A 14960-nucleotide genomic window follows, 5' to 3' on the forward strand; every position below is an offset into this window, starting at 1 on the left:
ATCAATCGCTAGATTGAGCGGTAATTACACCGCCAAACGAATTTGACGGCTGACGACGGGTAAAAATCAACAGCCTGCTAGTCGTAGAATATCCCGCACAGAACCGACAAATATCATTGCGCTATCAAGGGGAAATCTGGTCTATTGCGGGGTGATGCTGTAAGGTATTGTCTGACACAGTGGCTTTCGCCATTGTGAATAGCCTGGATCCTTATTTTTTGATCCGCACATATGCCATACCCTAATGCATTACTTTCGCTAATCACATCTGATTTAGTGTGATGATCGATTTATTTCATACTGGGTGGAACTTGACTCTGAAATCAAAGTCATCTCTCATGTCGCCGAATAAATCCCGGGCAGGCTGTAAGAGATTTCTACTCATATTGACGTATTGGGCACCCTGTGAATCGCTCATGGATGTAACTTTATGTTAAAGAAACTGGTTTTCACGTTGATAGGGCTGGCTATCCTGATAGGTGTACCGACCCTTATCAAGTTGAAACAATTCGAAACCATGGGTGCGGCACAGATGGAGATGCCCCCCGAGACAGTAACCTCAGATCAGGTCCGCAGCCAGCGTTGGCCTAACACGGTGAAAGCGACCGGCTCGCTGGTCGCAGTTCAGGGGGTGATCGTCACCGCCGAACTGGGTGGCAAGATCGAGGAGATTGCCTTTGAATCAGGTGATCGAGTCAAGCAGGACGACCTACTGGTCCGTATCGACGTCTCCGCTGAGCAGGCGCAGCTCCGCTCAGCTGAAGCCGCAGCTAAACTGGCGCGTATCAACCTGGATCGTAACCGGGATCTGCGCGCCAACAAAACCGTCTCTCAGGCCGATCTCGACACCGCCGAGGCCAACTTCAAGCAGGCCACCGCCCAGGTGGACAATGTGCGCGCCACCATTGCCAAAAAGACGCTGCGCGCCCCCTTTGACGGTCAGCTGGGACTGCGCCAGGTCAATCTGGGACAGATTGTCGAGCAGGGCACGCCTGTTGTGACCTTGCAGACCATCGATCCGATCTATGTCGATTTCTCATTGCCTCAGCAGCAATTCTCCATCCTGGAACCCGGCACCGAGGTGCATGTGACGACCGATGCGGCCCCCGAAAAGGTCTTCAGTGGCAGGATCATCGCCGTGAATCCCGAAATCGATCAGATGACACGCAGCGTGCGCGTCAGGGCAACCCTGTCCAATCAGAGCGAACTGCTGCGTCCCGGCATGTTTGCCAATGTGGAGGTGATGCTGTCGGATGATGAGGAAGTGCTCGCCATCCCCGCCACCGCAGTGCTGTATGCGCCCTACGGCGATACCGTATTCGTTATCGACGAGGTCGAGGATGAAAAGAGCGGTGAAAAACAGCTCGTGCTGCGTCAGCAGGTGATCCGCCTTGGCGCCAGCCGGGGCGATTTCGTTGCCGTGGTGACAGGGCTCGAGGAGGAAGAAAAAGTGGTCACCAGCGGTGTCTTCAAACTGCGGCCGAAAATGGCGGTAATCGTTGACAACGCCCTGGCACCCGAAGCGAAGATGGAGCCCGCCCCCGAGAATGAGTAAATCCATCCAACGCTATGACAATGCGCTGTAAAACATTGAGCAAGGGACTCTGATATGGCAAGGATGAAAGCCTTTACCGATCTGTTCATACAGCGGCCGGTGGTTGCGATCGTGCTCAATCTGTTGATTGTCATTGCCGGTTTCCAGGCCTGGAACAGTCTCAACATCCGGCAATATCCGCGCAGCGACAACGCCACGGTCAATATCTCCACCGTCTATGTGGGCGCCAGCGCGGAGTTGGTACGCGGTTTCATCACCACACCGCTGGAGCAGGCCATCGCTTCGGCCGACGGTATCGACTATATCGAATCGAAGAGCCTTCAGGGCTTCTCCATGATCAACGCCCGCCTGAAGCTCAACTACGAGCCTACCAAGGCCCTGGCGGAGATTACCGCCAAGGTGAACCAGGTGCGCAATGAGCTGCCCGCCGAGGCACAGGTGCCGGCGATCTCGGTGCAGTCGGCAGATTCGGAGTTCGCCGCCGCCTATATCAGCTTCGCTTCCGATATCCTTTCCCAGGCCGAGATCACCGACTATCTGATCCGTGTCATACAACCGCGCCTGGCCGCCGTTGCGGGGGTTCAGCGCGCCGAGATATTCGGCGCCCGCACCTTCGCCATGCGCATCTGGCTGAAGCCGGACAAGATGGCCGCCTACCACGTCAGCCCGGCACAGGTACGCCAGGCACTGGCCGCCAACAACTTTCTCGCCGCCGTCGGCAGCACCAAGGGTTCTCTGGTCCAGGTCACCCTGACGGCCAATACGGATCTTCACACGGTGGAGGAGTTCGAGCGTCTGGTGATCCGGCAGCAGGACGACGCTATCGTGCGCCTGAAGGATATCGCCGAGGTCACACTCGGTGCCGAAGATTACGACACCACAGTCAGCTACCTGGGCCAGACCGCCGTCTTCATGGGCATCTTTCCCCTGCCCACCGCCAACACCATCGATGTCATCAAACGAGTGCGCACGGAGATCGATGCCATATCCCGCGACCTGCCGACTGGCCTCGAGGTGGAACTCGGCTACGACGCCTCTGAATATATCGCCAATGCCATCACCGAGGTCACCAAGACCCTGGGCGACACCCTGATGATCGTCATCGTTGTCATCTTCCTCTTCATGGGCTCGATGCGTTCCGCCCTGGTGCCGATGTTCGCGATACCGGTTTCGCTGATCGGCAGCATCTTTCTGATGCAGATTTTCGGCTTCTCCCTCAACCTGCTCACCCTGCTGGCCATCGTACTCTCCGTCGGCCTGGTGGTGGACGACGCCATTGTCATGGTGGAAAACATCGAGCGCCATCTAAGGGAGGGTCGCAGCAAACGGGAGGCGGCACTGCTCGGCGCACGCGAACTGGTGGGACCGGTCATCGCCATGACCATCACCCTGGCGGCTGTCTATATACCGATCGCCATGCAGGGGGGGCTCACCGGTGCCCTGTTCCGCGAGTTCGCCCTGACCCTGGCCGGCACCGTCACCATTTCGGGCTTCGTCGCACTGACCCTTTCACCGATGATGTCCTCCCACATGCTTCGTAGCGCCGCGGACGAGGAGAAGGGCTTCACCGGCTGGGTCAATCACCATTTCGATCGCATGCGGCTGGCCTACGGCCGCCTGATCGATAACACCCTGGATGCCCGCCCCTTCGTCTATGTGATATGGCTCGCTGTCGCCGCGGCGGCCTTTCCCCTCTACAACATGTCGCCCAAGGAGCTGGCGCCCGGCGAGGATCAGAGTGTTATCTTCGGCGTGATCAACGCATCGGCCAACGCCACCGCCAATCAGAAGGAGTTTTACGGCAAGGCCGTCGAGGAGGCTTTCCTGAGTACGGAGGAGGTGGATCTCACCTTCCAGATCCTGCTCGCCCCCTCCGTCGGCGCCCTCTACGATACCGACGGCTTCTCCGGCATGGTGGTCAAACCATGGCACAATCCACGTGAGCGCACTGTCTTCGAGATCATACCCGAGATTCAGGCCAAGCTGTCGCAGATCCCGGGCTTCCAGATCTTCGCCACCACACCACCCGCCCTGCCTGGCGGCAGCAACTTCCCCGTCGAGTTCATCATCGCCTCCACCGGGGACGCCAAGCGGTTGCTCGATTTCGCCCAACAGATACAGGGTAAGGCCGCGGAAAGCGGCATGTTCCACTTTCCACCCCTGATCGACCTCAAATACGATCAGCCCCAGGCCCAGGTGGTGTTGGACCGGGACAAGATCGGCGCCCTCGGGCTCGATCTGAATCAGGTCGGCAACGACATGGCCGCCGCCCTGGGTGGCGATTACGTCAACCGTTTCAATATCGCGGGGCGCAGTTATAAGGTGATTCCGCAGATCGAGCGCGCCCAGCGGCTCAATCCGGAGCAGCTTACCGAGATCTATATCAACGGCCCGCAAGGCGAACTGATCCCCCTGAGCAGCGTGGCACGCATCGAAAACAGCACGGTGCCCCGCTCCCTCAACCGCTTCCAGCAGCTCAACTCGGTGAAGCTCTCGGGCATGACCAACCGTACTCTCGACGAAGCCCTCACCGTGCTGGAAGATGCGGCGCGGGAGATCCTGCCACCCGGCTACACCATCGACTACACCGGTGAGTCGCGCCAACTGCGCCATGAGGGCAACAAGTTCCTGCCCGCCTTTTCCCTGGCCATCGTGATGATCTTCATGGCGCTGGCGGTGCAGTTCAACTCATTCCGCGACCCGCTGATCATCCTCCTGGGATCGGTGCCGCTGGCGATGTTCGGCGCCCTGATCTTCACCTTCCTGAAGATGCCCAATCCCAACATGCCCTTCTGGACCAGCGGCTGGACCACCACCCTCAACATCTACGCCCAGGTCGGACTGGTGACCCTGGTCGGCCTGATTGCGAAGAACGGTATCCTCATCGTCGAGTTCGCCAACAAGCTGCAGGAACAGGGATTGTCAAAGATCGACGCCGTGCGCGAGGCGGCCATGACCCGTCTGCGTCCGGTATTGATGACGACCGTTGCAACGGTCGCCGGTCACTTTCCCCTGATCCTGGTAACCGGCGCCGGCGCCGCAGCACGCAACTCCATCGGCCTGGTACTGGTCGGCGGCATGGCCATCGGTACGCTATTCACCCTCTTCGTGCTGCCGTCGATCTATGTCCTGCTGGCAAAGGAGCATACTCATGAGGAAGCAGAAGAGGCTGCCGGCATCGCGGTGTCTGCCAATGTCGAGCCGGCGTTAAACAGTGATCGAGCCTGACACGCAACCCTCCCCTTTACAAACTGAATTTGAAAGCGTCAAGCTCACCACACAGGCATGCCCGGTTTTTATTGAAAATCGCTTCAGCCCTCCATTAGATTCGCTTCGACTATATTGCTGGCAAAATCGTGATAGACGGCACCGACCTGCTTGGCCATGGAATCCGGAAACGCATGAAATTCATCCGACTCCAAGGCATTGATGATCGCCTGGGGAACGAGCTCCGCCGGCTCTGCGATTTCACCCAGCCCGGCATGCGCAGCCATATCTGTCGCAATCGGGCCCGGGTGTACACTGACCACCTGAGTACCCTGCTCCTTGAGAACGTCGCGCAGGCCCTGGGTAATGGAGTAGGATGCCGCCTTTGACGCCGAGTAAGTGGCGAAATCCGCAAAGTTCTTCATGGAAGCGACGGAGTTGAGCTGTACCAGCGCGCCACCGCCATTTACCTTCAAAAGGGGTGCAAAGGCCTGTGCCATCCGCATCAATCCATATACATTCACCTCCATCTCGTCCTGCATCGCAGCAACCGCGTTGCCGGCCATGGGATTTGCAATATTCAACATGCCCGCATTGTTGATTACGATCTCCACGTCGCCGGCCTGTCTCGCGGCGGCGGTAATACTGGCCGGATCATTGAGGTCGATGCGCAATGCAACGACACGTTCACCATAGGCATCGGTCAAGGGTTTGAGAGACTCAGGGTTACGCGCCGCAGCGTATATCTTGCTCGCACCGGCAAGTAAAAACTCCTCCACTATGCTCTTGCCTATACCGCGGTTGGCGCCTGTTACCAGAACAATTCGACCTTTCACTGATTGCATGGGCTAGCTCCTTTGGCTGATCAATATTGTGTACCGTTCGGTACATATTTGAATTATTATACCGATCGGTACATAATGTCAACATGAAACATGGCGAAGAGACAAACGATGAGTGCAGGCAGGAAGCGAACGTTTGAAAAGTCGGATGCATTGGACAAGGCAATGCGTGTTTTTTGGGAACACGGCTATGCCGGCACATCCGTGAGTGATCTGACAAAGGTGCTGGGCATCAACAAACCCAGTCTCTATTCAGCATTCGGCAACAAGGAGCAGCTGTTCGCAAAAGCCCTGGAACACTACATGTCGCACTATGGAGCGCCGCTTCTGGAACGACTCACACAACCCGCAGACTTACCCTTCGCAGACCGGGTTCGAGCCTATATGCTTGGTATTGTCGATTTGATCAACAGCGATGATTCACCCAAGGGGTGTCTATTCGTGAAAAGCTGTTGCGAGACCGGTAGCTCAGCACTGCCTGAGGACATTTCCCTGTCGTTGCAGGAAATGAGACAGGTTAACGCTCAGTTGCTGACTAAAGCAGTGCAAGCCGAGCAGAAAAGAGGCCTGCTGCTTCAAACAGCCAAGCCAAGGGATATCGCAGAATATCTGCTGTCCGTATTGTATGGCCTCTCTGTACTGGCAAGACAGGGTAAATCCCGCAGAGAACTTGTCAGGATCGTCAATGTAGCGATTACTGCACTGCCGATGTCTCAAGCGTGACTGATGAATTTCGCCTCATTGGAATCCATGGGGTACCAATCTTATACCACCCAGAGTATGTACAGGCAAAAAACCTAATCCGGCACGTCCTTTCATTTTTTTACTGCTTTTTTATTTCCAGGACTGATACACGCTTGCCACCAAGCTCATGAACAACAATGCGGTTATTGTTTGTATCCGCAATAAACAATGTTTTGTCATGCAGTGCCAGGCCACCTGGCTCATTCAACTGAAACTGGCCGTTTACGGTACTGAGAAAACCCGGCCTGCCATCGCCTATTATCGATTTAATCACATCCTTCCCGAGATCAACGATTTTGATTTTATGATTGTATGTGTCCGCCAGGATAACCGAATTTTCACCGGCCACCGCAATGCCCAGCACGTGTTGCAGTTTCGCTTCGTGCAACTTTCCATCCACATCACCGAAATCGAACAATCCCCTGCCCACCAATGTCTCCACGACTTCTTCTTTCAGGTGAATGCGCCTAATCGCCGAGGCCTCTGAATCAGCAATATATAACCAGTCTCCGAAAAGACTCAAGCCGCTTGGCTGGCTGAATGTGGCTTTTTCGATATCTCCATCAGCAATACCCTCACGTCCCGATCCCGCGAAATGAATGAGTTGTTTTGACGCGGTATTGTAAACCCAGATCTGGTGGCTGCCCGCCATTGCGATGAAGAGTCGATCATCCCTGAGCGCCAGCGCCCAAGGTGACGCCATGCCAATCGATGTGGCCTTATAATAGCCTCCACGTTTTCTTTCCAGGGCACCATTACCTGCAACGGTTTTCACTGTTTTTTCTATCAGGTCAATATATCGTATGGTGTGATTCCCCGTATCGGCCACATAGATTCCGTTGCTGTCAAAGACAAGCCCTTGAGGCAAGTTGAATCTTGCCCGGCTAAAATCACCGTCCTCGTTTCCTGCCTCTTCCATTCCAATGACATGCTGTGTTTGTCCCTCGTGGTCTGTCACAAGAATCCGATTATGTAGCGAATCACTTATAGCCAGATGGGTGTCGGAAACCGCAATCTTACCCGGTGCGGCCAAGGGGGTTGGTTTACTGTTTTCACGTTCCAGCTGTAGAGGGATTGGCGTGAGGTTAAGGATACTCTTGTGCTGTTCGAGCAGTTCAGTGATTTTGTTATCTATCAGCTGGTATTTTCCTTCACCTGTCACACGTCCCAGCACTTCTCCGGCCGGATCGATAAATACCCGGGTGGGCCACGCACGCATGCCATAATAACCTGCCAGTAGAGAATCGACATCGTTGACGACTGGATGGTCGACACCATACCTGATTACAATACTCCTGAGTGTATCGAGATTCTTTTCATTGTCGAATTTCGGTGTGTGCACACCAATAACCAAGAGCTGATCTCCATACTTTTTTTCCAGCTTCTTCAAGTCAACCAGCACATGGATGCAGTTGATACACCCGTAAGTCCAAAAGTCCAGAATAACGACCTTTCCCAGCATGTCGTCAAATGTCAGAGGCCTCTCAACGTTCAACCATGGCATGCCGGGCGCGAACTCCGCGCTCGTATCAACAGGACTTGTCTGGACTCTATCACTCTGCCCCTGATCTGCCGTCTCCGAAGAGCAGCCATTAAAGCTCAACAGTACGAGTAAAATTACCGGCCATTGCAACCTGCATTTCAATGATACCGGATTGCCACTGCTGATCATTTGTTATTTGCCCTGAATAACCATGCTTGACTGCAAGTAGAGCACAGAGCGTCAAATTTGTCTTCCGCAAGGGATCAGATGTGATGAAATCTTTATATTTCGAGGAGTAACCGATTACTGCTCGTTGAAATGGCAGCTTATTCCACTATTTGATAAAGGTTTTTATGATGGTTGACTTGAGCACAAATTCTGCAATGTTGTTGTGATCTCACTCTGCTTACCGTCGGTACATGCACCTGGTTACCACAGCATGAACATTTCATGCGTTCCAACGCCACATCCCGATGTTTCGGTTTCGACCACTTATTGACTGATATGGCCTGCGCGTTACAGATATCCACACAGATGCCGCATCCGCTGCATAGCTGCGGCTCCACGCTGTAATACATCCGTTCACCAGTATCATTGAGGTCTATAGCACCATGTGGACAGAGCCTGACACAGGCATCGCATCCATTGCATTGAACGGCATCGAATTGCGGCACATAAGGCCAGACAGTGGACTCATCTTTTGTCGGGAGCAATTCTCCCGGAGTCGTGTATTCATCAGTTTCACCTTCGTGCAAATTGAATAGTGCTGATGTAGGTCGAAGACTACCTTCGATCATTCCCTGCAAGAATCCTCTACGACTTAATCTGGAAGCCGCATGATCTTCAACCCATAGGGAACTGATACGCTGCCATTCACAACTGCTCAATCGACGATAGCTTATAGGCGTTATCGTATTGACGGAAAGTGCCGAGTTGATCTGATCAACTCTTTCGGAGAGCTTGGCTCCACTGTTACGCATACACTCCGTACAGCGGCCAGTTGCCACGACCCATTCGGAATAGCCATTTCGATACAATTTTAGGATATCTTTGGTACCGACAATGTGGATACAGGGAATAGCGCCATCTTTGCGAGATATTCCCGCCTTTTCACAGGCGCAAAGCACAATCTTTCTCTTTTCCCAGTCACCGATGAGTATCTCATATCGTATCGAAATCGCTCCTTCAGGACAGGCAGGCATACACAGCCCACAGCCGTCACAGAGCGCAGTGTCGAGACGTAACGCCTCATCATCTAAAGACCATGCATGCTGTGGACAGACATCCACGCAAGACGAGCAACTAGCCATCTCGACAATTTCATGAACACAGCGCCCAGAAACCACATCCGGCAATCGTTCTTCCTGCCGGATCTGATCAATCAGTTGTTGCAACGGCGTCATAATCCTGTCGAATGGCTGTTGACTGTTTACTATTTTTTCAGGCTCCTCAGATAGGCGACAATTGCCTGGATATCAGCGTCGGGTATATCGGCACGACCAGGCATAGTCGGTGCACCTCCGTACTTTACTGTTCCGTTTTTTATGATATTGACCAAGTCAGTGTCAGTACCCTTCTGTCCATCACCATCTGTATCGTAAATATAGTCACCCGTCACAAAACTGCGCGGTTTCGGATTCAGCGCCATTCCCGCGGGCCCATCACCCTGCCCACTCATCCCGTGGCATGCCACACAGCCGCCTAAGCCCTCGTAAATAGCCTTACCTGCGGCAGCATCCGCAAAAGCACCCTGGGTACCGAACGCCAGCATTGTCGCAAAACAGGCAATGGCCATCCGGCTTTCTGTATATATTTTCATTGTATCCTCTCCAAACGCTTGAAATAAGACAAAAAAAACAATCTGAAAATCACATGTATGGTGACCGGTTTAAATCTAAACGGCGGGACCCATGCCGGGCATGTAACTCAGAGATACGTCTTCTTTAGGTGCACTGGACTTCATCCTCTCTTCTATCTCTTCCTGTGATGGTCTGGGTTGATCGGTCACGACCACCAACAGATCCCTTAATTCCTCGCAATAGGCCGAAGTCAATAACGCGACACCGGCAAAGTAAGGTGTTGCGCATCTGCTTGCCACCCTGTTTGAGAAATCATTCAGCCAGCGCAACAGGTGTTCATCCATGAATTTCGCCACATCCTGAAGATGCTTTTCAGACTCTGAATTGGCGAAAAGGTGGGAAATGAATTGAAGCTGCAACACCAGATCATCGTCCGGTCGGACCCGCCAGTTTTCTGCCATCAAACCATACATCTCATACCAGACTCGTACCTGAAACATACTCTCCTGACAGGTCAGGTTTTCTTCATCAAGCCAGACGGATTCCAGCGGCGATGCCTGCAAACCATGGTTCAGGTAGATGTCGGCATAATCAGCCGCAAGTTCATCGAGGAAGTCGTCATCATGTACTTCGGGCAGTGACTTAATAACCCGACTCATCAAGTCAATCGCTTCACTCCCCGCCTCGGTAACCAGTTTCAGCCCCAGCGAGTGGGGAAAGTTACAGTCAAGCAAAGCCTCAAGTATCCTGCTATCCGGTTCCTTTTGATGCAGTAGCGCAAGCATCTCCAAATCATCCGCAACTGCATTATAGAAAGTTTGCAAAAGCTTAATACTCGAATTGTCCTGCTGATCCTGTTGTATACCCATCACTTGACCTTGCCTTTACTATGTGCCACAAAACCAATCGAGGGTTTCGTCAAATCAATGTTTGACATATTCTTTACCTGTTTTGAAACCTTGTCATTGGGGCCGATCGCAACTGTCTCCAACGCGCCGTTCCAGATCTGCTCTATGGGACCTATATCCAAAACACGCATCATGCAGGCCATGACACAGTAGGGCTTCCGTCCCGCCTCGATTTCATCCACGCACATATTGCACTTTTTGACGATACTGTCACTTGGATCGAATTGCGGTGCGCCAAAGGGACATGCGGCTTCACAGCGCCGGCAGCCGATACACAGGGTGGAATCGATATCGACGATACCATCCTTCTTCCTTTTAAAAAGGGCCCCTGTGGGACAAGTCGGCAGGCAGGCCGGGGATTCGCAATGGTTGCAGGACATATTGACCTTGTAGGCGAATACATCCGGATAGGTTCCACCCTCGATGTATTGCACTCGCCTGAATCTCGGTCCGGCTGCCAGGCCGTTCTTGTCTTTGCATGCTATTTCACATGCCCGGCAACCAATACAATCAACATTGTTATGGATGAATCCCAACTGCTTATCCGGAACCACGGGTGTATAGGTTTCACGCTTGCGGCGCTTGACCGCTTCCTTAATCCTGGCTTTATCTTTTTTGTCTGACATAAGTCTCTCCTCCAAGATTAAAGGTCACGCCTAAAAACATGGGCACGAGAAGTTGCCAGCTTATCCCAGCCAGGTCGATGCTCAAGATCCGTCTTTTGGATATCACACAATACGGTGTTGTATGCAAATGCCCCCGCAGGACTGGGCTCATCCAGTGTCAGCATGTCCGGATTTCCCGCCCTGTCGACGCCGTTTTCATCCAGGTCAATCCATACGCCTTCGTGCAGCACAGCCACGCCCGGCATACAGCGTTCGGTCACGTAGGCAGGCACCACCACTTTTCCACGATCGTTCCAAACCTCGACTGTATCGCCGGTCTTGACCCCCAGCTTTTTCGCGTCTGAAGCATTTATCGTCACTTCCTGCTCATAGGTCTCGCGTAACCAGCTGCAATTGTTGAATATGGAGTGGGTTCGCCAGCGTGGATGGGGCGAGACTAGATGAAATGGATATTTAGCGGTTTTGGGGCTGTTCAATGACTCCCACGGCTCGACCCATTTCGGTATGTATGGGATCTCATAGCCATACATGGTCCGCTTCCAATCCGTGATCTGCGCCAGCTGCGTAGCGAGAATCTCGATCTTGCCGGAGGGAGTCTGGAACCGTGTGCCGTTCTCTACTTGATCCCTGAACGCTACGTGCGGCTGGTCGAAGGTAAACTTGTAGACGCCTCTCTGCTTGAATTCGTCCCAAGACATATCCACATGCTGATGATGCATGACCTTTTGTTCCCACCACTCTCTCAGGTAGGCCTCGTCAACATGCTCATCGACATGAAAATAGTCGCGATTGGCCTTTGGATTGTATGCCTTTCCGAACACATCACCGCCGATACGATAAGCAAGTTCGGTAAAGACCTGGAAATCGCTCTTCGACTCACCCATAGGTTCGATGACTTTCGGACGGTGTATGTAGTAGTGGCCTTTGTACCAGGGTAGCGCCACATCATGCCGTTCGAAATGAGTTGCAATGGGTAGCAGAATATCGGCATAGAGTCCGGAGGGCGTGATAGTCGAATCCATGCAAACCACGAGTTCCAGTTTATTAATTGCCTCAATCTCTTTATTGATATTGGTAAGTTGATTGAACCAATCGGATCCTTGCCAAAAGATACCCTTGATGTTGGGTATCTGCCCATCCGTGTTGTCTTCCCGCTGCCAAAGGCCTATCTCTTCGCGTTTGACATTGGGATAGTTGAGTACACAATGGGCCCAGCGGTCCGATTTGATGGACTGAAACCAGATATTGGAATATTGATCATAGGGGTAGGCAACCGCTTCGGCATGCCAGGCCTTACCGACACCTTCGGCGCAGCCACCCAAATTTCCGATATTGCCGGTCATAGCCTGGAGTGCTGCTGCCATGCGATTGTACTGTTCACCGTAGGCGTTTCTGCCGGGTGCCCACGACGCCTTCAATGCAGCGGGTTTTGTCCGTGCATACATATCCGCCAGCTTGATAATGTCCTTGGCCGGGACACCACAGACCTTGGATGCCCACTCCGGCGTTTTTGGCTCACCGTCATATTTACCCAGGATGTAATCTTTAAAATTCTCTTTGTCCTTGGCCCATTCCGGCATGGTCCCCGCATCCATACCTTGACAGAATTTGTTGATGAAACCTTGATCCTGGAGATTGTTGGTAAAAATGTAGTGCGCCATCCCCGCCATCATTGCCGCATCCGTATTCGGACGAATAGGTATCCACCAGGCATCGTAGGCTGCAGCCGAGTCCGTATACTGCGGATCGACCAAGACAAACTTACAACCGCGCTGTTTAGCCATGCGCATATACATGAAGGTATTGCCACCGTGGAATGTATAGGCGGGATTCCAGCCCCACATAATCATCAGTTTGGAATGAGCGAACGCGTCATCTTCATTCCCGTCCTCGATAGTGCCGAAGGTCATGCGCGAGCTGAAGGTCGTACCCTGATAGGAAGGCACCGACCAGGAACTGGTTCGGCAGCCGAACATTCCCAGAAAACGCCCCAACAGTCCCTCTATCTGATCTGACTTATGCAATACTCCGTACGAGGCACCGGCATAACTCTGATCCACCAGGGCAGTCGGGCCGTAGGTATCTTTGATCTGGACCATCTTATTGGCGACGATATCAAGGGCCTCGTCCCAAGAAATCCGCTTGAACTTACCCTCACCCCGTTCACCCACACGCATCATCGGGTAAAGCAGACGCTCCGCCGAATAGAGACGCTGACGATAGGAACGCCCCCGCAGGCACGCCCTCAGTTGCGGCTCATCATTGCTGTCCTTGCCGAAGTGACCACCTCGCTGATAACGCCCATCGTCTGTGGACAACCGTACGATCACATCCTTCCACTTGTGTGCAACCAACATGTGGCGCGAACCGCAGTTGTGTGCACAACTGGTCACCACCGTCTCCAGCTGATCATCGGTCGGATAGGGTTCATAGGCAAACGCCTTGGCCTCTTTGGCGGTCTTTAATTCCACCAAGCCTCCGGCGGCCAATGTCGCGCTGCCGGCCGCAGCAGACTTCAGAAATGAGCGCCTGGACAAATTCAAGCGCTCAGACAGGTTCTTTTTCAAAATATCGATACTCATCAGTACCTCGTTGTCGGCAATAGACTATTTCGCAGCCTGCTGGTTCTCAATCCGAAACCTGGGTTCCGATTCGGTCGGCCTATCTTTGGCCCATTCGGGTGTGGTGCTCGACATGCCCTTCCAAGCGTGCCTGGGATATGGATAGGGAATGCGATACCACTGCCGCCCGCCATGACATCCATAGCATATGTCCGGATCCTTTTTGGCTGCCTTTTCAATGGCATTCGCTTTCAAGAAATTAACCTGATGACGATTGGTACGGATATTGATGTGGCAGAGAAGGCAGTCGTTCTGAAAGAGTGCTCTAGACTCCGGCCAAGGTTTTGGCAAACCCATCAATTTGTAAGGATTAGCCCCATGGCACATCAGGCAAACATCAGGGTTCACCGACTTGCGTAAAGTCTTGTCCTGTTTCGAATGGTCAGGGGGTATAGTCGCCTCTTCACGCAAGTCATTTCCCTGATGACATGTATTGCACTTTAAATCCATCAGCTCCTGGGCCAAGGGCGTCACAAGATGACGGCGATGGAATGTATCCTGTTGACCCTCATAGGTTGTCAAGGTCTGATACCAGGCCAACACCTCAGAAGCTTTAACACCGGCAGGTGACTCAAACAGCACCTTTCTGCTCACTATCTCCTGATGGCAGCTGAGGCACTGCTCATCATCAGCATTATCAATGGCCGGTTTGTTATGGATGGTATGCCAACTAGCTCGATCATAATCTTTGTCAGTGATATCACTGGCAAAAACCTGACCGATGGCCATTAACACCATCGACAGTAACAACGGACTTAGGAGCCTGATACCCAAAGTCATGTCATCTCCCTTACCTGAAGCGATCAGATAGCTATTCTTTACGGGAATTAATCTATGAAGGGGGCGCCTCCCTGCGCCCCATGACATCCCTGAATCAAATCCTTTTCATGCGAAAGGCCGCTTAACGCCAGCCACTCATTCCGGACATGCCGCCCATGCCGCCCATACCGGACATACCGCTCATGCCGCCCATGCCGGACATACCGCTCATGCCGCCCATGCCGGACATACCGCCCATACCGCTCATGCCGCCCATGCCGGACATACCGCTCATACCACTAGCTGGATAGAAGAAGATCTGTCCTTGCGGGGTGATCTTGAAGTAGCCGGACATACCGCTCATGCCGCCCATGCCGGACATACCGCTCATGCCGCCCATGCCGGACATACCGCTC

General features: G+C 53.1%; 11 protein-coding genes and 1 pseudogene. 3 read left to right on the plus strand and 9 right to left on the minus strand.

Annotation, left to right across the window (positions count from 1 at the left end; translation table 11 throughout):
* The first annotated feature begins 430 nt into the window (after window positions 1-430).
* Window positions 431-1555, plus strand: a complete 1125-nt coding sequence (locus CODIS_RS20005; protein WP_069128433.1) for an efflux RND transporter periplasmic adaptor subunit — start codon at window positions 431-433, stop codon at window positions 1553-1555.
* A 54-nt stretch (window positions 1556-1609) separates the two neighbouring features.
* A complete protein-coding gene (locus tag CODIS_RS20010; protein WP_305782137.1) occupies window positions 1610-4783 on the plus strand; it encodes an efflux RND transporter permease subunit in 3174 nt (1057 codons plus the stop codon).
* Window positions 4784-4866: 83 nt separating this feature from the next.
* Here CODIS_RS20010 and CODIS_RS20015 read toward each other — a convergent pair whose 3' ends face one another.
* On the minus strand, window positions 4867-5607 hold the full coding sequence (locus tag CODIS_RS20015; protein ID WP_069128434.1) for an SDR family oxidoreductase: 741 nt from the start codon (window positions 5605-5607) through the stop codon (window positions 4867-4869).
* Window positions 5608-5715: 108 nt separating this feature from the next.
* Here CODIS_RS20015 and CODIS_RS20020 point away from each other — a divergent pair, with 108 nt between their 5' ends.
* A complete protein-coding gene (locus CODIS_RS20020) occupies window positions 5716-6327 on the plus strand; it encodes a TetR/AcrR family transcriptional regulator (RefSeq protein WP_162420307.1) in 612 nt (203 codons plus the stop codon).
* A gap of 100 nt (window positions 6328-6427) precedes the next feature.
* Here the strand turns inward: CODIS_RS20020 and CODIS_RS20025 are convergent, their stop codons facing one another.
* From CODIS_RS20025 to CODIS_RS21205, 8 genes and pseudogenes are all read right to left on the minus strand, one after another.
* Entirely contained in the window at window positions 6428-7852 is a 1425-nt protein-coding gene (locus CODIS_RS20025; RefSeq protein WP_069128443.1) for a thioredoxin-like domain-containing protein, read from the minus strand.
* A gap of 305 nt (window positions 7853-8157) precedes the next feature.
* Window positions 8158-9225, minus strand: coding sequence for a DUF362 domain-containing protein (locus tag CODIS_RS20725; RefSeq protein WP_162420309.1), 1068 nt, complete (start codon window positions 9223-9225; stop codon window positions 8158-8160).
* 38 nt (window positions 9226-9263) lie between these two features.
* Complete coding sequence (locus tag CODIS_RS20030) at window positions 9264-9650, minus strand: c-type cytochrome (protein ID WP_069128436.1); 387 nt, start codon at window positions 9648-9650, stop codon at window positions 9264-9266.
* A gap of 75 nt (window positions 9651-9725) precedes the next feature.
* The gene (locus tag CODIS_RS20035; RefSeq protein WP_069128437.1) at window positions 9726-10499 is read right to left on the minus strand and encodes a TorD/DmsD family molecular chaperone; all 774 of its coding nucleotides are present in this window, start codon (window positions 10497-10499) and stop codon (window positions 9726-9728) included.
* Complete coding sequence (locus CODIS_RS20040; protein ID WP_069128438.1) at window positions 10499-11164, minus strand: 4Fe-4S dicluster domain-containing protein; 666 nt, start codon at window positions 11162-11164, stop codon at window positions 10499-10501. Before CODIS_RS20040 ends, CODIS_RS20035 begins: the two co-directional genes overlap by 1 nt.
* A 17-nt stretch (window positions 11165-11181) precedes the next feature.
* The gene (locus CODIS_RS20045; RefSeq protein WP_069128439.1) at window positions 11182-13746 is read right to left on the minus strand and encodes a molybdopterin-containing oxidoreductase family protein; all 2565 of its coding nucleotides are present in this window, start codon (window positions 13744-13746) and stop codon (window positions 11182-11184) included.
* Window positions 13747-13770: 24 nt separating this feature from the next.
* Window positions 13771-14565 carry a hypothetical protein gene (locus CODIS_RS20050; RefSeq protein ID WP_154723228.1) on the minus strand — a complete coding sequence of 265 codons (795 nt, stop codon included), beginning with the start codon at window positions 14563-14565 and terminating at the stop codon, window positions 13771-13773.
* A gap of 121 nt (window positions 14566-14686) precedes the next feature.
* A pseudogene (locus tag CODIS_RS21205) lies at window positions 14687-14960 on the minus strand (TIGR03016 family PEP-CTERM system-associated outer membrane protein); the annotation flags it as partial.

The sequence above is a fragment of the Candidatus Thiodiazotropha endolucinida genome, from assembly GCF_001715975.1.
Classification (GTDB): Bacteria; Pseudomonadota; Gammaproteobacteria; order Chromatiales; family Chromatiaceae; genus Thiodiazotropha; species Thiodiazotropha endolucinida.